The following is a 16,977-nucleotide window of genomic DNA, read 5'->3' on the forward strand; positions in this document are numbered from 1 at the left end:
GCGCGCGTGCAGCCGCGTTTCCCGCACCCAGGGTTTTGAGAGGATTGACGGCGTGAGCGACGAGGTTCAGGACGGTTTCGTACGGATCAGGCTCGACCTGTCGTACGACGGCAAGGACTTCTCCGGCTGGGCCAAGCAGGCCCGCGGACAGCGCACCGTCCAGGGCGAGATCGAGGCCGCCCTGAAGACCGTCACCCGCTCCACCGAGACGTACGAGCTGACGGTCGCCGGCCGCACGGACGCCGGGGTGCACGCGCGCGGTCAGGTCGCCCATGTCGACCTGCCGGTCACGCTGTGGGAGGAGCACCGCGAGAAGCTGCTGCGGCGGCTCGCCGGACGGCTCTCGCACGATGTGCGGATCTGGTCCCTCGCGGAGGCGCCCGCGGGCTTCAACGCCCGGTTCTCGGCGATCTGGCGCCGTTACGCGTACCGGGTCACCGACCACCCCGGCGGTGTCGACCCGCTGCTGCGCGGCCATGTGCTGTGGCACGACTGGGCCCTCGACATGGACGCCATGAACGCCGCCGCCGAGCACCTGGTGGGCGAGCACGACTTCGCCGCGTACTGCAAGAAGCGCGAGGGCGCGACCACCATCCGCACCCTTCAGGAGCTGCGCTGGGAGCGCCGGCCCGACGGGATCCTTGAGGCCACGGTCAAGGCCGACGCCTTCTGCCACAACATGGTGCGGTCGCTGGTGGGCGCCCTGCTGTTCGTGGGCGACGGGCACCGGCCGGTGGAGTGGCCGGGCAAGGTGCTCGCCGCGGGCGTCCGGGACTCGGCCGTGCATGTCGTACGACCGCACGGCCTCACCCTCGAAGAGGTCGGCTACCCGGCCGACGAGCTGCTCGCCGCGCGCAGCCGGGAGGCCCGCAACAAGCGGTCACTGCCCGGCAGCCCCGGCTGCTGCTGAGGCGGTGGTCACCGGGCGGGGGCGTCGGCCGCCGCCGAGGCCTGGGCCTTCCCGCGCGCGTAGATCTGGTTGAAGGCGAAGGTGCCCAGGTCGTCACTGGCCTGGAAGACCGACTGGTCGCCGGTGGTGACCTTGCGGCCGTTCTGGAAGCCGGCCTGGGTGAGATAGACGTAGCGGCCGATCGCGTTGGTGCGCCGCAGACAGACGGTGGCGTGGCAGAAGTCGCCGACGCCCGCGCCGGGGAGTGTGGCGATGCCGCCGGTGGCCTGCTTCTTCGCCTGGGTGGCCTGCTTCTCGGTGGGGAAGACGGCCACGCCGACGGTGACGGCGACGCCGTCCTTGACGTAGGTCGCGCGCAGCACGCGCGTGCAGCCGTTGTCCGCGAGGGCCGAGCCGAGACCGCCGACGGTGACGGCGGCGCAGTTCGTGGTGGAGGCGGTCGCGCCCTTGCGGTACGGGCGGCCGCTCATCGTCAGCTTCGTGCCCGGGAACAGGCCCTCGGCCGACAGCGGCGCCGTGTCCTTCTTCACGTCGGAGATGTAGTCGCGCGGGTTCGGCGGCGGCAGCGGGGCGACGGAGGAGAAGGTCGGGGACGGGGTGGCGGTGTCCGAGGGGGCCGCCGATCCGGTCGGGGCCGTACCGCCGTTCTTGGCCTCGTCGTTGCTCTTGTTGGTGACGACGATCGTGGTCGCGACGGCGGCGCCCACGGCGAGCGCCGCGAGGGCGCCGCCACCGATCATCAGACGGCGTTTGCGCCGGTCACGGGTGGCGGAGGCGTCGGCGAGCGCGCCCCAGTCCGGGGTTCCGTCGGGCTGGGTGCCCGGGAAGCCCCCTGGCTGCTGTTGCTGCTGGTGCGGCGGGTGCTGCTGCCACGGGGGCTGCTGTGGCGGCTGCTGCCCCTGTCCGTACCCCTGCTGACTCTGCCCCTGCCCCGGCCCGTACGGCTGCTGTCCCGGGCCCTGCTGCGGCCACTGAGGCCCCCCAAAGCTCATGCGGCGCATCCTAGTACCGCGTTCGCGGGGGGCTGGGGGACTGAGGGGGACTGAGGGGGACTGGGGGTACGGACCGGCCGGGGTGCCGGGCGGGGGCTCGCGGGGGTGCGCGTGGAGGCATACTCGAAAGTTTCGCCGAAGTTTCGTAACAAAGCATGCTCAGGGTGGCGCCAGATACCCACCTGTTTCGCTAATTTCTGCGTTCGCAGCGGTGAGCGCCGCCAGTCTCGAAGTTTCCCTGCCGAAAGTTTCGGGACGGGTATCGCTCGGAGTCGTCCGCTGCCTGTTCGATCCTGCTCCACCCCCCAACGAGCGGAAGGATCGCAAGTCGATGAGCATCAAGGCCCTATGGCATACGGCCGCGACAAAGGCACTCGTCCTCGGGACCGCGGGCGCCCTGGCCGCCGGAGGAGCGGTCGTCGCCCTGGCCGGTACGGCCGAGGCGGCCTCCACCCTCGGATCCGCGGCGGCGGCGAAGGGCCGGTACTTCGGTACGGCCGTCGCCAACAACCACCTCGGCGAGACGGACTACGCCGCCACGCTCGACGCCGAGTTCAGCTCGGTGACGCCGGAGAACGAGATGAAGTGGGACGCGGTCGAACCGAACCGCGGCAGCTTCTCGTACGCCAACGCCGACAAGATCGTCACGCACGCCAAGAGCCACAACATGCAGGTGCGCGGGCACACCCTGGTCTGGCACTCGCAGCTGCCGGGCTGGGTGAGCTCGCTCGGCGCCGACGACCTGCGTACGGCGATGAACAACCACATCACCCAGGTGATGACCCATTACAAGGGCCAGATCGCCGCCTGGGACGTGGTGAACGAGGCCTTCCAGGACGGCTCCAGCGGCGCCCGGCGCAGCTCGCCCTTCCAGGACAAGCTGGGCAACGGCTTCATCGAGGAGGCGTTCCGCACCGCGCGGGCCGCCGACTCCGCGGCCAAGCTCTGCTACAACGACTACAACACCGACGGGGTCAACGCGAAGTCCACCGCCGTGTACAACATGGTCAAGGACTTCAAGACCCGGGGCGTGCCGATCGACTGCGTCGGCTTCCAGGGGCACTTCAACCCCAACTCGCCGGTGCCCTCGGACTTCCAGGCCAACCTGCAGCGCTTTGCCGACCTCGGCGTCGACGTGCAGCTGACCGAGCTGGACATCGAGGGGTCGGGCACCGCCCAGGCCGACAACTACGCCACCGTGGTCCGCGGTTGTCTCGCCGTCACCCGCTGCACGGGTCTCACCGTGTGGGGCGTCACCGACAAGTACTCGTGGCGTTCCAGCGGCACGCCGCTGCTGTTCGACGGCTCGTACCAGAAGAAGGCCGCGTACACCTCGGTCCTCGACGTGCTGAACGGCACCACGACCCCGCCCACCACTCCGCCCACGACGCCCCCGACCACGCCTCCGACGACTCCGCCGGGCGGCAGCAAGGCGTGCACGGCGACGTACACCACGGAGTCGTCCTGGAACGGCGGGTACAACGGCACGGTCACCATCAAGGCCGGCGGCGCGGCGATCACCGCCTGGTCGGTGCCGCTGACCTTCAAGTCCGGGCAGACGGTCTCCACAGTCTGGAACGGCGTCGGCACCACCAACGGGAACGTGGTGACGGTGGCCAACGCGAGCCACAACGGCTCGGTCGGCGCCGGCGGCTCCACGAGCTTCGGCTTCACGGTCAACGGCGCCGACGGCGCCGCGCCGGCGGTGGGCGCCTGCACGGCGTCCTGACCCGGGGCCCGCGGGCCTGACGGGGCCCGGCCGGCTCTTCGGCGGCATATGCCGAGGGGTCGGCCGGGCCGGTCCGGCGTCCGTACGGCGTCCGTACGGAGTTCGTGCGGCGTCCGTCCGGCGCCGGTTCGCGGCCCCTTCGCAGCTCCTGCGCGGCCTCTTCGAGGTCGCCTGGCCGCCGCCCGGTGTTTATCCGCTTGGGATCGGGCGGTGCGGGCGGTGACAATGCCCCTCATGGGACATGTCGAGGCCGCACATCTGGAGTACTACCTGCCGGACGGGAGAGTCCTGCTCGGGGACGTCTCCTTCCGGGTCGGGGAGGGCGCGGTGGTCGCCCTGGTCGGCGCCAACGGCGCCGGCAAGACCACTTTGCTCCGGCTGATCTCCGGGGAGCTCCAGCCGCACGGCGGCACCGTCACCGTCAGTGGCGGACTCGGTGTGATGCCGCAGTTCGTCGGCTCGGTCCGGGACGGGTCGACCGTCCGCGACCTGCTGGTCTCCGTCGCCCCGCCGCGCATCCGGGAGGCCGCGAAGGCGGTCGACGCGGCGGAGGAGCGAATCCTGACGGTCGACGACGAGGCCGCTCAGATGGCATATGCCCAGGCGCTGAGCGACTGGGCGGAGGCGCAGGGGTACGAGTTCGAGACCCTGTGGGACATGTGCACGATGGCCGCGATGGGTGTGCCGTACGACACGGCGCAGTTCCGGCAGACGAGCACGCTCAGCGGCGGCGAGCAGAAGCGGCTGGTCCTGGAGTACCTGCTGCGCGGCGGCGACGAGGTGCTGCTGCTCGACGAGCCGGACAACTATCTGGACGTCCCCGGCAAGCGGTGGCTGGAGGAGCGGCTGCGGGAGACCCGCAAGACCGTGCTCTTCATCTCCCACGACCGGGAGCTGCTCTCCCGCGCCGCGCAGAAGATCGTGGCCGTGGAGCCGGGCCCCGCCGGCTCGGATGTCTGGGTGCACGGCGGCGGCTTCGACACCTTCCACGACGCCCGGCGGCAGCGTTTCGCGCGCTTCGAGGAGCTGAAGCGGCGCTGGGAGGAGAAGCACGCGCAGCTGAAGAAGCTGGTGATCACGCTGCGGCAGGCGGCCGCGGTCAGCCATGAGATGGCCTCGCGGTACGCGGCGGCGCAGACCCGGCTGCGGAAGTTCGAGGAGGCGGGCCCGCCGCCGGAGCCGCCGCGCGAGCAGGACATCCGGATGCGGCTGCGCGGCGGCCGGACCGGGGTGCGCGCGGTGACCGTGGAGAACCTGGAGCTGACCGGCCTGATGAAGCCGTTCTCGCTGGAGGTCTTCTACGGCGAGCGGGTGGCCGTGCTCGGCTCGAACGGCTCCGGCAAGTCGCACTTCCTGCGGCTGCTGGCGGGCGACGAGTCGGTGGCCCACACGGGTCTGTGGAAGCTGGGCGCGCGCGTCGTACCCGGCCACTTCGCGCAGACCCACGCGCACCCGGAACTCTTCGGCCGCTCGCTCGTCGACATCCTGTGGACGGAGCACGCCAAGGACCGGGGCGGCGCGATGTCCGTACTGCGCCGCTACGAGCTGGAGCGCCAGGGCGACCAGCCCTTCGAGAAGCTCTCCGGTGGCCAGCAGGCCCGCTTCCAGATCCTCCTCCTGGAGCTGGCCGGCACCACCGCCCTGCTCCTGGACGAGCCGACGGACAACCTGGACCTGGAGTCCGCGGAGGCCCTCCAGGACGGCCTGGAGTCCTACGAGGGCACGGTGCTCGCGGTCACCCACGACCGCTGGTTCGCCCGCTCCTTCGACCGCTACCTGGTCTTCGGCTCGGACGGTGTCGTCCGCGAGTCGTCGGAGCCGGTGTGGGACGAGCGGCGGGTCGAGCGGGCGCGCTGAGGCGGGCCGGCGGGTCGGCGGGTCGTGGTCGGCGCCGGGCGCCGGGAGCCGTCCGTGTGAGTCCGGCGCCGGGGGAGGGGGCCCCGGTTCCGGTCCGGGACGGGCGCCGGGTGTGGCGGGCACGCTGACCTGGCGCTCTGCGGCATTTTGACCCGTCGGGGGTGGCGCGGGTACTGTTGCGCTTTGTTATGCGTATTGGCTTCGCCGTTCTCACGCGAAGAGGCCTTGCGCAGGTTCCCTGGAGCAGTTACCAGTGGCTCGCATACGGGCGATGACCCGGCAGTGCAGGCCCCAGCTGCATGATCGCTTCAGGCGTGTTGGACTCCATCCACTGAAGAAGCGAAGGCTACGAAGTGCGTACGTACAGCCCCAAGCCCGGCGATGTCACTCGCCAGTGGCACATCATCGACGCGCAGGACATCGTCCTGGGTCGTCTGGCCACGACGGCTGCGAACCTCCTGCGAGGCAAGCACAAGCCGGTCTACGCCCCCCACATGGACATGGGCGACTTCGTCATCATCATCAATGCTGACAAGGTCCACCTGTCGGGTAACAAGAAGACCCAGAAGATGGCTTACCGTCACTCCGGGTACCCGGGCGGTCTGCGCTCCATGCGGTACGACGAGCTGCTCGAGAAGAACCCCGAGAAGGCCGTCGAGAAGGCCATCAAGGGCATGATCCCCAAGAACTCCCTGGGCCGTCAGATGCTCTCGAAGCTGAAGGTCTACTCGGGCGAGAACCACCCGCACGCTGCCCAGCAGCCGGTTCCGTTCGAGATCACCCAGGTCGCGCAGTAGTTCCGGCCACCCCCTAAGACGAAAAGAATCTGAGGAGCATCGTGGCCGAGACCACCCCCGAGACGACCATCGACGAGTTCGAAGGCGTTGAGGAGTACACGACCGAGACCGAGGCCTTCGAGGGTGAGTACACCTCCGAGTCCCTCGCCTCCCGCTTCGGCGACCCGCAGCCGGCCGCCGGCCTGGGCCGTCGCAAGAACGCCATTGCCCGCGTCCGGATCGTTCCGGGCACCGGCAAGTGGAAGATCAACGGTCGCACCCTTGAGGACTACTTCCCGAACAAGGTGCACCAGCAGGAAGTCAACGAGCCCTTCAAGGTGCTCGAGCTCGACAACCGCTACGACGTTGTCGCCCGCATCTCCGGCGGCGGCGTGTCCGGCCAGGCCGGCGCCCTGCGCCTCGGCGTGGCCCGCGCCCTGAACGAGGCCGACGTCGAGAACAACCGCGGCCCGCTGAAGAAGGCCGGCTTCCTCTCCCGTGACGACCGTGCGGTCGAGCGGAAGAAGGCCGGTCTCAAGAAGGCCCGCAAGGCTCCGCAGTACAGCAAGCGCTAAATCGCCTGCTCGGCCTGCTTGGTCGGTCCGTGCGCCCCGGCGGCACTCCCGTGCTGCCGGGGCGTTCGGCTTTTCCGAACCTTGCTTTCATAGTCTTGGGACACACCTGGGCATGGACCTGGGCACTTTCTGAGCGGCTCGGGTGCAGAAACAGGCACCAGCCGGTCAGGGCATCGCATTTTCGGAGCACATTCGGAGGACAGCTGTGGGACGACTCTTCGGCACGGACGGCGTGCGTGGCGTGGCCAACGCGGGCCTGACGGCGGAGCTGGCGCTCGGCCTGTCGGTCGCGGCCGCGCACGTACTCGCCGAAGCGGGCAGCTTCGAGGGGCACCGGCCGACCGCCGTGGTCGGGCGCGACCCCCGCGCCTCGGGCGAATTCCTGGAGGCCGCGGTCGTCGCCGGCCTCGCCAGCGCGGGTGTCGATGTGCTCCGGGTCGGCGTGCTGCCCACCCCGGCCGTCGCGTACCTCACCGGTGTGCTCGGCGCCGACCTCGGCGTGATGCTGTCCGCCTCGCACAACGCGATGCCCGACAACGGGGTCAAGTTCTTCGCGCGCGGCGGTCACAAGCTCGCCGACGATCTGGAGGACCGGATCGAGGCCGTCTACGAGGAGCACCGCACCGGCGCTCCCTGGGACCGGCCCACCGGCGCGGGCGTCGGCCGGGTCCGCGACTACGACGAGGGCTTCGACAAGTACGTCGCCCACCTCGTCGCCGTCCTGCCCAACCGCCTCGACGGCCTGAAGATCGTCCTCGACGAGGCGCACGGCGCCGCCGCCCGTGTGTCGCCCGAGGCGTTCACCCGGGCCGGCGCCGAGATCGTCACCATCGGCGCCTCGCCCGACGGCCTCAACATCAACGACGGCTGCGGCTCCACCCATCTGGAGCTGCTCAAGGCCGCCGTCATCGAGCACGGCGCCGACCTCGGCATCGCCCACGACGGCGACGCCGACCGCTGCCTGGCCGTCGACGCCGAGGGCCGTGAGGTCGACGGCGACCAGATCCTCGCCGTCCTCGCCCTCGCCATGCGCGAGGCGGGCACCCTGCGCGGCGACACCGTCGTCGCCACCGTCATGTCGAACCTCGGCTTCAAGCTCGCCATGGAGAGCGCGGGCCTGCGCCTCGTCCAGACCGCGGTCGGCGACCGCTATGTCCTGGAGGCCATGAAGGAGCACGGCTACGCCCTCGGCGGCGAGCAGTCCGGCCACGTCATCGTGCTGGACCACGCCACCACCGGTGACGGCACCCTGACCGGTCTGATGCTCGCGGCCCGGGTCGCGGCCACCGGCAAGAGCCTCGCCGAGCTGGCCGGGGTCATGGAGCGGCTGCCGCAGGTCCTCATCAACGTGCCGGATGTCGACAAGTCGCGGGTGACCACCTCCGCCGAGCTGGCCCATGCCGTCGGCGAGGCCGAGCGCGAGCTGGGCTCCACCGGCCGCGTCCTGCTGCGTCCCTCGGGCACCGAGCCGCTGGTGCGGGTCATGGTCGAGGCCGCCGACACGGAGCAGGCCGGAGCGGTGGCGGGCCGGCTCGCGGACGCGGTGAAGGCCGCGCTGGGCTGAGCCGCCGGGCCCGGCTCCGTACGGCATATGACAGGTCCCCCGCACCCACCACGGACAGTGGTGGGTGCGGGGGACCTGTCATATGCCGGCGTGTACGGCTGTCTGACGGGCCGTACACGCGCGTACGGCGGACGTATGGCCGCCGTACGGTGTGTCTCGTACGGTCAGAGCTTGCGCAGGCTGAGCCGCCGCACCTTGTGGTCCGGCCCCTTGCGCAGCACCAGCGTCGCCCGGCCCCGGGTCGGCGCCACATTCTCCAGCAGGTTCACCTTGTTGATGGTCCGCCACATCGTGCGGGCGTACTCCAGTGCCTCCTCCTCGGAGACGCGCGTGTAGCGCTGGAAGTACGAGTCGGGGTTCTGGAAGGCGGTCTGACGCAGCTTCCGGAAGCGGTTGAGGTACCAGCCCTCGATGTCCTCGGCGCGCGCGTCCACGTAGACGGAGAAGTCGAAGTAGTCGGCGAGACCGACCCGGGTGCGGCCGTCCTTGCCGGGCAGGGCCGGCTGGAGGACGTTCAGGCCCTCCACGATGAGGATGTCCGGGCGGCGGACGACCAGCTGCTCGTCGGGCACCCGGTCGTAGATCAGGTGCGAGTAGACGGGCGCGGTGACCTCGTCCTTGCCCGCCTTGATGTCGGCGACGAAGCGGGTGAGGGCCCGCCGGTCGTACGACTCGGGGAAACCCTTGCGGGACATCAGCCCGCGCGCCTTCAGCTCCTCCATCGGGTACAGGAACCCGTCGGTGGTGATCCGCTCCACCCGCGGGTGCTCCGGCCAGCGCGCGAGCAGCGCCTGGAGGAGGCGGGCCACGGTGGACTTGCCGACGGCGACGGAGCCGGCGACGCCTATGACGAACGGCGTGCCGCGCTGCTCGCCGCTTTCGCCGAGGAAAGTGTTCAGCGCGCCGCGCAGGCCGCTGGTGGCCTGCACGTACAGATTGAGCAGCCGCGAAAGCGGCAGGTAGATGTCCCGCACCTCGTCGAGGTCGATCACGTCCCCGAGCCCTTGGAGCCGCTCGACCTCCTCGGCGGTGAGCGGCAGCGGGGTCTTGTCGCGCAGCGCGCTCCACTCTTCGCGGGTGAGGTCGACGTACGGCGTCGGCCCGGCGGCGTTTCCGTTGGCACCTCGTGGCAGCGATGTGATCACGCTGTCATTGTCCCGGCTCTCCGGCCCGGGCGGAGGGTGGGGTCGCGTTCGCGGGCGCGCGGCGGCCCGGCTGCGGTACGCGGGAGGACGTACGGCCGGACGCTTCGCCGGACGCCCGGTCGGACACCCGGTCGGAAGCCCGGTCGGACGTGCGCGTGGGGAGCAGCCGGCGCAGCCGTCGCTCGGCCGGTTTCTCCACGCGGGAGTGCAGCAGGGCGGCGACACCCAGCGCGGCCAGGGCCGCCACCGTCATGACGGCGAGGTTCGACAGGAGGCCGGGCCCGGGGCCGTACCCCAGATGGCGTACGGCCTTGAGGACGACGGCGTGGCACAGGTAGTACGCGAAGGACCACTCGCCGAGCCGCACCAGCGTCGGCGAGCGCAGGAAGGAAGGCCGCCCGTCGAGGTCGCCGACGGCGGCGGCCGCGATCAGCAGGGCGAAGACCGGGACGAGAAGGGCGTCGAAGGAGCCGATCGCGCCCGGGAGGGGGTCCAGGGCGTCCGGGTGGGCCATCCACAGCCGGCAGAGCAGGGCCACGCCCGCGACCAGGGCGCACGCCGCGCCGGTCCGGACCGGGGGCCGCGCCCCGCGCCGTACGAGCAGCCCCGCGCACACGCCCACCACGAACATCGGCGTCAGCGCGGGCGGCGAGGCGTACAGCAGCCGCTCCACCTCCGCGGGCCGCTCCAGGAGCGCGGCGGCCACCCGGGTGCCGGCCGTGGTGAGCACGCACAGCCCGGCCACGGCGAGCAGGGCCCTGGAGGAGCGGCGCAGCAGCAGCCACAGGAGGGGCGGGAAGACCAGATAGAAGAACGCCTCCACCGACAGCGTCCAGGTGACGACGTTCATCGTCATGAAATGCCCAGTGGTCCACGCCTGCCCGAAAGTGAGGGTCCAGGCGATGTCCGCCCCGGACACCGGGACGTGCCACCACGCTTTCATCATTCCGACGGTCAGCGCGGTGGTGACGGCGAGCAGTGGCCAGATGCGGGCGAAACGCCGCGCGTAGTAATGCGGAGCGGAATCTGAGGGGCGTGCCACCCAGGCCATGATGAATCCGGACAGAACGAAGAAGAAAGGGACTCCTTCGTATCCGAGGGCAGCGAGTTCATAGGCCCCCTTGGATTCCGCGAAGTAGCCGCGGGCGTGAAAGAGGAAGACCCCGAACGCGGCGAACCAGCGCAGTCCGGTCACGGAGTCCACCCGCGTGCCGCCCAGCGGCATCGCCCATGGTGTCCGGCGGGACCAGGGGGCGGGCGTGCCCGTCCCGGGTGGCTTCGCGCGGTCGGCGGGCGCGGGATCTCTCGTGAGCGCGGGAATGGCGACAGCCTCCCAGGAGCGGGAATCGGCGGCTCGGGCGGGCGGCCGGGACGCCCGAGCCGCGGGTGCGGATATCTGTGACCTGAACGTGACCGGCGGCGAACGTACCACGCCCGAAGGCGACGGGGCAGGTATCCCAATCGGTGCGAAAGTGTCGATTTCTCGACGGAAAGGTGGAGGCGCTGCGCTGTCATGTCCGCATAAGGTTCGCGAGGACATTACTTGCGAACAAAGAGAGCCGATTCATGAGATCCCGCACCCTTCGCCAGGCCGCCACCGCCACCGCCGCTGCCGCCTCTCTCGCGCTGCTGCTCACCGCCTGCGGTGGTGGCGACGCCGACAAGCCGGCGAAGGACGACGGCAAGAAGGCCGACGCGTCCGCGTCCGCGCCCGCCGCCCCCGCCAAGAGCGACTCGAACGCGAAGGCGCTGTCCGCTGCCGACCTGGAGAAGCGGATCATCGAGCAGGCCGACCTCAAGGGTCACAAGGTGCAGAAGTTCAAGGCGAGCGAGTCCCTGGCCGCCGACACCGTCTCCACCGACAAGGCCGCTTGCAAGCCGCTGGCCGACGCCCTGGCCGCCATCTCCACCGGCACCCCGGGCGCCAGCGCGCAGCGCAAGGCCGTCGAGGTGCCGAAGAAGGGCACCGACCCGATGACCGCCCTCAGCACGCCGGTGACCTCGCTGGTGCTCGGCTCGTACGACGCCGACGGCGCGGAGCAGGCGTTCGCCTCGCTCAAGGCCGCGGGCGAGGCCTGCACCGGCGGCTTCACCATCATCGCCGCCGGCGAGAAGAACAAGATCACGAAGGTCGCCCCCGACACGCTGACCGCCGGCGACGAGGCCCTGGCCTGGACGGTCGCCCGCGATATGGACGGCGAGTCCTTCCCGACCAAGCTCGCGGTCTTCCGCAAGGGCAACAACCTCGCGTCCTTCGTCACGCTGAGCATGACGGGCGCGGTCAAGGAGCAGCCGAAGACCCTGATCGACGCGCAGGTGGCGAAGCTGGGCTGAGCGCGGCCCTCTGGTTCGGCCACGCACGCGAACGGGCCTTCGGCGGATCGATCCGCCGAAGGCCCGTTCTCCTTACTCGCGCGTCACCGCGGCATCCGCAGCGGGATGGGGCCGGTGGCCGGGCCGAGGGGTGCGAGCCCGAAGCCCGGCGCCGAGGGCGAGGCCGCCGACCGCGGTAGGCACGACGGCGCGACGACGACCCGCTCGACGTACGAGTAGACCCAGGAGTCCGGGTTCACCGACGCCCCGGCCGCCGTCTCCACCGGCACCCCGGGCGCCGGCATGCGGCGCAGCCGTCATTTGGGATGTCCCGGGTGTTCGTTCAGGCGGCGTTGCTGTGAGGGGTGAGGTTGATCGTCAGGTCGGCGTCGAGGGCGCGGGCGAGGCGTCGCAGAAGGGGGATGGTAGGGACAGTGCCACCGCCTTCGATGCGGGAGATCTGGGGTTGCCGCATGTCGCAGCGATCGGCGAGTTCGGTCTGTGACAGGCCGAGAGCGGTGCGCCGGTCGTAAACCATCTGGCCGAGGTCGTGGGCTAGTTCGGCCTCTTCGTAGAGGCGGTCGTACTCGGGGTTTTCCCGGGCGGCTTCGCCCAGGAGCTCGCGGTGGCGGCGGGTCTTCCACTCTGAGTGGTTCATCGTGGTTCCTCCTTGATGTCGCGGCTGTAGACGGCGTGTTCGGCAGCCGGTTCGTGGTGGGCCTCGCAGAGGGCCTGGGCGGAGCGGGCGCGTTCCACCTCCGTGGTCTCGCGCATCCTGGCTTTGCGGAACACCGTCAGAAGTACGATGCGGCGGCCGGGCGCGATCCAGTAGGTGATGCGCTGGGCGTTGCCGTCGAGGTCGAAGCGGAGCTCGCGGAGCTTGCCGCCGAGATGGCGGGTGTAGGGCTCGCCGAGCGTGGTGGCGTTCGCGGCGAGCCGGTCGACCTTTTGCTCGGCCGTGACGTAGAGGTGGGCGGGGATGTTCTCCAGCCAGAGGCGCACCTCTGGCTCGACCTCGATCGTGTACCGCTCGCCGTCCATAATCTCGATGATATATAGCATGGGTGTTATGGGTCAGCGCTTGTCCGGGCCTGCACCTGGTGACGTGACCGGCCGCCCTGTGAGGCGACCGCGCTGATTCGGCCAACCGGCCGTCCCGGCCGCACCCCGAGTTCCTGGGGGTGCGGCCCCTCGCGTGCGCTCCGTCCGATTCGGCGCGGTCCGCCGTAGGCTGCCGACATGTGCGGAATCGTGGGATATGCCGGCGGGCAGTCGGCGCTCGATGTGGTCATCGCCGGTCTCAAGCGGCTCGAATACCGCGGCTACGACTCGGCCGGCGTCGCGGTGCTCAGCGACGGAGGGCTAGCCGCCGCCAGAAAGGCCGGCAAGCTCGTCAACCTGGAGAAGGAGCTGGCGGAACGCCCCCTGCCGGCCGGGCCCGCCGGCATCGGGCACACCCGGTGGGCCACCCATGGCGCCCCCACCGACGCCAACGCCCACCCGCATCTCGACAACGCGGGCCGGGTCGCCGTCGTCCACAACGGCATCATCGAGAACTTCGCCGCCCTGCGCGCCGAACTCGCCGACCGCGGCCACGATCTGACATCCGAGACGGACACCGAGGTCGTGGCCCATCTGCTCGCCGAGGAGTTCTCCTCCGCCGGCGACCTCGCCGAGGCCATGCGGCTGGTGTGCCGGCGGCTCGACGGCGCCTTCACCCTGGTCGCCGTCCACGCCGACCAGCCCGACGTGGTCGTCGGCGCGCGCCGCAACTCCCCGCTCGTCGTCGGCGTCGGCCAGGGCGAGAACTTCCTCGCCTCCGACGTCTCCGCCTTCATCGCGCACACCCGCACCGCCATCGAACTCGGCCAGGACCAGGTCGTCGAGCTGACCCGCGACACCGTCACCGTCACCGGCTTCGACGGCACGCCCGCCGAGGTCCGGACGTACCACATCGACTGGGACGCCTCCGCCGCCGAGAAGGGCGGCTACGCCTCCTTCATGCTCAAGGAGATCGCCGAGCAGCCCCGGGCCGTCGCCGACACCCTCCTCGGCCGGATCGACGCCGAGGGCCGGCTCCGGCTCGACGAGCTGCGCATCCCCGACGCCGTGTTGCGCGAGGCCGACAAGATCGTCGTGATCGCCTGCGGCACCGCGTACCACGCCGGGCTCATCGCCAAGTACGCCATCGAGCACTGGACCCGGATCCCGTGCGAGGTGGAGCTGGCGAGCGAGTTCCGCTACCGCGACCCGATCCTCGGCCCGCGCACCCTCGTCGTCGCGATCTCCCAGTCCGGCGAGACCATGGACACCCTGATGGCGCTGCGCCACGCGCGCGAACAGGGCGCGAAGGTGCTCGCCGTCTGCAACACCAACGGCTCCACCATCCCCCGCGAGTCCGACGGCGTCCTCTACACCCACGCCGGGCCCGAGATCGCGGTCGCGTCCACCAAGGCGTTCTTGACCCAGCTCGTCGCCTGCTACCTGCTCGCCCTCTACCTCGGCCAGGTGCGCGGAACCCAGTGGGGCGACGAGATCCAGGCCCTCATCCGCGAACTCGCCCGGATCGGCGACGAGGTGGAGAACGTTCTTCGCACCATGGAACCCGTCCGCGCGCTCGCCCGCTCCCTCGCCGACAAGGACACCGTCCTCTTCCTCGGCCGGCACGTCGGCCACCCCGTCGCCCTCGAAGGCGCGCTCAAGCTCAAGGAACTCGCCTACATGCACGCCGAGGGCTTCGCCGCCGGCGAGCTGAAGCACGGGCCGATCGCCCTCGTCGAGCAGGACCTGCCGGTCGTCGTCATCGTCCCCTCGCCGCGCGGCCGGTCCGTCCTGCACGACAAGATCGTCTCCAACATCCAGGAGATCCGGGCCCGCGGCGCGCGCACCATCGTCATCGCCGAGGAGGGCGACGAAACGGTCGTCCCGTACGCCGACCATCTCGTCCGTATCCCTGTCACGCCTACGCTGCTTCAGCCGCTGGTCTCCACGGTGCCCCTGCAAGTCTTCGCCTGCGAACTGGCGACGGCCCGGGGCAACGAGGTCGACCAGCCGCGCAACCTGGCCAAATCCGTGACAGTGGAGTGAGTGAAGAAATGATCATCGGGGTGGGGATCGACGTGGCGGAGATCGACCGGTTCGCCGCGTCACTGCAACGGACGCCGGGCCTTGTCCAGCGCCTCTTCGTCGAACGCGAACTGCTGCTCCCGAGCGGCGAACGGCGCGGACCCGCCTCCCTCGCGGTCCGTTTCGCCGCGAAGGAAGCCGTGGCCAAGGCCCTCGGCGCGCCCGCCGGACTGCACTGGACCGACGCCGAGGTGTACGTGGAGGACAGCGGACAGCCCCGGCTACGGGTCCGGGGCACTGTCGCCGCCCGCGCCGCCGAACTGGGCGTACGGCACTGGCACGTCTCCCTCAGCCATGACGCGGGGGTGGCGTCCGCGGTGGTGATCGCCGAGGGTTGACCCATGCGCAGCGCACACCGTGTCGAGACCGTCCGGGCCGCCGAGGCCGCCCTCATGGCCCGCCTGCCCGACGGCACCCTGATGCGACGGGCCGCCGCCGGCCTCGCCGCCGCGTGCGCCGGACTCCTGCCCCGGGTCTACGGCTCCCGGATCGTCGTCCTCACCGGCAGCGGCGACAACGGCGGCGACGCCCTCTACGCCGGCGCCCGCCTCGCCCGCCGAGGCGCCCGCGTCACCGCCGTCCTGCTGGGCAAGCGCGCCCACCCAGGCGGACTCGCCGCGCTGACCGGCGCCGGCGGGCGCGTCGCCGACGATCCGTACGACGCCCTCGCCGACGCCGACCTCGTCCTCGACGGCATCACCGGCATCGGCGGACACGGTGGACTGCGCCCCGACGCCGTACCCGTCGCCCGCGCCGCCCGCGGCTCCGACGCCGTCGTCGTCGCCGTCGACCTGCCGAGCGGCGTCGAGGCCGACACCGGCGAAGTCACCGGAGAAGCCCTGCGCGCCGACGCGACCGTCACCTTCGGCACCTACAAACCAGGACTCCTCGTCGACCCCGCGCGCTCCTACGCCGGCGCCCTCCGGCTCGTCGACATCGGCCTCGGCCCCCACCTGCCCGAACCCGACCTGGAAGCCCTCCAACACGCCGACGTGGCCCGGCTCCTGCCCGCGCCCGGCGCCGCCAGCGACAAATACCGGCGCGGCGTCGTCGGCATCGTCGCCGGCTCCGCCCGCTACCCCGGCGCCGCCGTCCTCGCCGTCACCGGCGCGCTGCGCGGCGGCGCCGGTGCCGTCCGCTACGTCGGCCACGCCGCCGACGCCGTCATCGCCGCCCACCCCGAGGCCCTCGTCCACGCCGGGCCGCCCGCCCGCGCCGGACGCGTCCAGGCCTGGGTCGTCGGACCCGGCCTCGGCGACGAACCCGGCGTCGCGGACGTCCTCGCCTCCGACGTCCCCGTCCTCGTCGACGCCGACGGACTGCGCGGGCTCACCCCGGCGGCCCTCGCCGCCCGCTCCGCGCCCACGCTGCTCACCCCGCACGCCGGCGAAGCGGCCGCCCTCCTCGGCACCTCACGCGAGGAAGTGGAGGCGGAACGCCTCGCGGCCGTACGCGAACTCGCCGCGCGCTACGGAGCGACCGTGCTGCTCAAGGGCGCAACGACCCTCGTCTGCCCGGCGGGAGGGGACGGCGTCGTCCGGGTCAACCCGACGGGGACGCCGTGGCTCGCGACGGCGGGGAGCGGGGACGTGCTCTCGGGGCTCGGCGGATCACTACTGGCGGCGGGGCTGTCCGCGGTGGACGCGGGGAGCGTGGCGGCGTATGTGCACGGGCTGGCGGGGCGGCGGGCGGCGACGCGGGGTGATGCGGGCGGCGCGGGGGGCGCGGGTGGTGCGGGGGCGCCGGTGACCGCGGTGGAGGTGGCGGCGGGGGTGGCGGGGGCGTGGGCGGACGTGGTCGGTGCGGGGGCGCTGCGCTGAGCTGGGGGGGCGTGGCGTGGAGTGGTGGTGCGGGGCGGTGGCGCGAGGCGCGTTCGGGGTTGCGGGGTGGTGCGTTGAGGTTGTGGGTGGGTGCGCGGGGGCCGGTCCGGGGGTCGTGTTCTGCACTGCATGATTTACGGCGCGGGCCCCGCAGTAGTTCGGGAAGGGCC

The 16,977-nt window shown here is 71.4% G+C and carries 16 protein-coding genes; 10 read left to right on the forward strand and 6 right to left on the reverse strand.

Annotated features, from left to right (window positions below):
- Positions 1 to 52 precede the first annotated feature (52 nt).
- Positions 53 to 910, forward strand: a complete 858-nt coding sequence (gene truA, locus ACGFRB_RS03010; RefSeq protein WP_393238117.1) for a tRNA pseudouridine(38-40) synthase TruA — start codon at positions 53 to 55, stop codon at positions 908 to 910.
- 8 nt (positions 911 to 918) lie between these two features.
- Here truA and ACGFRB_RS03015 read toward each other — a convergent pair whose 3' ends face one another.
- Positions 919 to 1,902 carry a hypothetical protein gene (locus tag ACGFRB_RS03015; protein ID WP_393238120.1) on the reverse strand — a complete coding sequence of 328 codons (984 nt, stop codon included), beginning with the start codon at positions 1,900 to 1,902 and terminating at the stop codon, positions 919 to 921.
- A 331-nt stretch (positions 1,903 to 2,233) separates the two neighbouring features.
- Between ACGFRB_RS03015 and ACGFRB_RS03020 the strand changes: the two genes are divergently transcribed.
- The 5 genes from ACGFRB_RS03020 (at position 2,234) to glmM (ending at position 8,403) form a co-directional block, all read left to right on the forward strand.
- Positions 2,234 to 3,631: an endo-1,4-beta-xylanase gene (locus ACGFRB_RS03020; RefSeq protein ID WP_393238123.1), complete on the forward strand. Its 1,398-nt coding sequence runs from the start codon at positions 2,234 to 2,236 to the stop codon at positions 3,629 to 3,631.
- A 234-nt stretch (positions 3,632 to 3,865) separates the two neighbouring features.
- Entirely contained in the window at positions 3,866 to 5,488 is a 1,623-nt protein-coding gene (locus ACGFRB_RS03025) for an ABC-F family ATP-binding cassette domain-containing protein (RefSeq protein WP_393238126.1), read from the forward strand.
- A 353-nt stretch (positions 5,489 to 5,841) separates the two neighbouring features.
- Positions 5,842 to 6,285 carry a 50S ribosomal protein L13 gene (rplM, locus tag ACGFRB_RS03030; protein ID WP_361233454.1) on the forward strand — a complete coding sequence of 148 codons (444 nt, stop codon included), beginning with the start codon at positions 5,842 to 5,844 and terminating at the stop codon, positions 6,283 to 6,285.
- Between the two features lie 41 nt (positions 6,286 to 6,326).
- Positions 6,327 to 6,839, forward strand: coding sequence for a 30S ribosomal protein S9 (rpsI, locus tag ACGFRB_RS03035; protein ID WP_361233456.1), 513 nt, complete (start codon positions 6,327 to 6,329; stop codon positions 6,837 to 6,839).
- A gap of 205 nt (positions 6,840 to 7,044) precedes the next feature.
- Entirely contained in the window at positions 7,045 to 8,403 is a 1,359-nt protein-coding gene (gene glmM, locus ACGFRB_RS03040) for a phosphoglucosamine mutase (protein WP_363012532.1), read from the forward strand.
- A 164-nt stretch (positions 8,404 to 8,567) separates the two neighbouring features.
- Here the strand turns inward: glmM and coaA are convergent, their stop codons facing one another.
- Both coaA and ACGFRB_RS03050 read right to left on the reverse strand, forming a co-directional pair.
- Complete coding sequence (gene coaA, locus ACGFRB_RS03045; protein WP_361233462.1) at positions 8,568 to 9,548, reverse strand: type I pantothenate kinase; 981 nt, start codon at positions 9,546 to 9,548, stop codon at positions 8,568 to 8,570.
- Positions 9,549 to 9,552: 4 nt separating this feature from the next.
- Entirely contained in the window at positions 9,553 to 10,743 is a 1,191-nt protein-coding gene (locus ACGFRB_RS03050) for an acyltransferase family protein (RefSeq protein ID WP_393238131.1), read from the reverse strand.
- A 371-nt stretch (positions 10,744 to 11,114) separates the two neighbouring features.
- On the opposite strand from ACGFRB_RS03050, the gene ACGFRB_RS03055 reads away from it, so the two are divergent.
- Positions 11,115 to 11,882 carry a hypothetical protein gene (locus tag ACGFRB_RS03055; protein WP_393238134.1) on the forward strand — a complete coding sequence of 256 codons (768 nt, stop codon included), beginning with the start codon at positions 11,115 to 11,117 and terminating at the stop codon, positions 11,880 to 11,882.
- Positions 11,883 to 11,965: 83 nt separating this feature from the next.
- On the opposite strand, the gene ACGFRB_RS03060 is transcribed toward ACGFRB_RS03055, so the two are convergent.
- From ACGFRB_RS03060 to ACGFRB_RS03070, 3 genes are read right to left on the reverse strand one after another with little or no spacing between them, the layout of a single operon-like run.
- Positions 11,966 to 12,166, reverse strand: a complete 201-nt coding sequence (locus ACGFRB_RS03060; protein WP_393238137.1) for a hypothetical protein — start codon at positions 12,164 to 12,166, stop codon at positions 11,966 to 11,968.
- Positions 12,167 to 12,204: 38 nt separating this feature from the next.
- Positions 12,205 to 12,519: a multiprotein-bridging factor 1 family protein gene (locus tag ACGFRB_RS03065; RefSeq protein WP_393238140.1), complete on the reverse strand. Its 315-nt coding sequence runs from the start codon at positions 12,517 to 12,519 to the stop codon at positions 12,205 to 12,207.
- Positions 12,516 to 12,902: a type II toxin-antitoxin system RelE/ParE family toxin gene (locus tag ACGFRB_RS03070; protein WP_393238143.1), complete on the reverse strand. Its 387-nt coding sequence runs from the start codon at positions 12,900 to 12,902 to the stop codon at positions 12,516 to 12,518. The genes ACGFRB_RS03065 and ACGFRB_RS03070 overlap by 4 nt, the downstream gene beginning before the upstream one ends.
- 198 nt (positions 12,903 to 13,100) lie before the next feature.
- Between ACGFRB_RS03070 and glmS the strand changes: the two genes are divergently transcribed.
- The 3 genes from glmS to ACGFRB_RS03085 are packed head-to-tail and all read left to right on the forward strand — an operon-like array spanning position 13,101 to position 16,807.
- On the forward strand, positions 13,101 to 14,948 hold the full coding sequence (gene glmS, locus ACGFRB_RS03075) for a glutamine--fructose-6-phosphate transaminase (isomerizing) (RefSeq protein ID WP_393238146.1): 1,848 nt from the start codon (positions 13,101 to 13,103) through the stop codon (positions 14,946 to 14,948).
- A gap of 8 nt (positions 14,949 to 14,956) precedes the next feature.
- Positions 14,957 to 15,325, forward strand: a complete 369-nt coding sequence (locus ACGFRB_RS03080; RefSeq protein WP_363012527.1) for a holo-ACP synthase — start codon at positions 14,957 to 14,959, stop codon at positions 15,323 to 15,325.
- Positions 15,326 to 15,328: 3 nt separating this feature from the next.
- Complete coding sequence (locus ACGFRB_RS03085; RefSeq protein ID WP_393238149.1) at positions 15,329 to 16,807, forward strand: NAD(P)H-hydrate dehydratase; 1,479 nt, start codon at positions 15,329 to 15,331, stop codon at positions 16,805 to 16,807.
- The last annotated feature ends 170 nt before the right edge of the window (positions 16,808 to 16,977 follow it).

It is taken from the genome of Streptomyces sp. NPDC048718, from assembly GCF_043198875.1.
In the GTDB taxonomy this organism is placed as follows: domain Bacteria; phylum Actinomycetota; class Actinomycetes; order Streptomycetales; family Streptomycetaceae; genus Streptomyces.

Excerpts from the sequence above, each read along its gene's own strand:
- ACGFRB_RS03060 (WP_393238137.1), bottom strand. The coding sequence starts at position 12,166 with ATGCCGGCGCCCGGGGTGCCGGTGGAGACGGCGGCCGGGGCGTCGGTG.
- ACGFRB_RS03020 (WP_393238123.1), top strand. The coding sequence starts at position 2,234 with ATGAGCATCAAGGCCCTATGGCATACGGCCGCGACAAAGGCACTCGTC.
- glmS (WP_393238146.1), top strand. The coding sequence starts at position 13,101 with ATGTGCGGAATCGTGGGATATGCCGGCGGGCAGTCGGCGCTCGATGTG.
- ACGFRB_RS03025 (WP_393238126.1), top strand. The coding sequence starts at position 3,866 with ATGGGACATGTCGAGGCCGCACATCTGGAGTACTACCTGCCGGACGGG.
- ACGFRB_RS03080 (WP_363012527.1), top strand. The coding sequence starts at position 14,957 with ATGATCATCGGGGTGGGGATCGACGTGGCGGAGATCGACCGGTTCGCC.
- ACGFRB_RS03065 (WP_393238140.1), bottom strand. The coding sequence starts at position 12,519 with ATGAACCACTCAGAGTGGAAGACCCGCCGCCACCGCGAGCTCCTGGGC.
- ACGFRB_RS03070 (WP_393238143.1), bottom strand. The coding sequence starts at position 12,902 with ATGGACGGCGAGCGGTACACGATCGAGGTCGAGCCAGAGGTGCGCCTC.
- ACGFRB_RS03085 (WP_393238149.1), top strand. The coding sequence starts at position 15,329 with ATGCGCAGCGCACACCGTGTCGAGACCGTCCGGGCCGCCGAGGCCGCC.
- ACGFRB_RS03015 (WP_393238120.1), bottom strand. The coding sequence starts at position 1,902 with ATGAGCTTTGGGGGGCCTCAGTGGCCGCAGCAGGGCCCGGGACAGCAG.
- ACGFRB_RS03055 (WP_393238134.1), top strand. The coding sequence starts at position 11,115 with ATGAGATCCCGCACCCTTCGCCAGGCCGCCACCGCCACCGCCGCTGCC.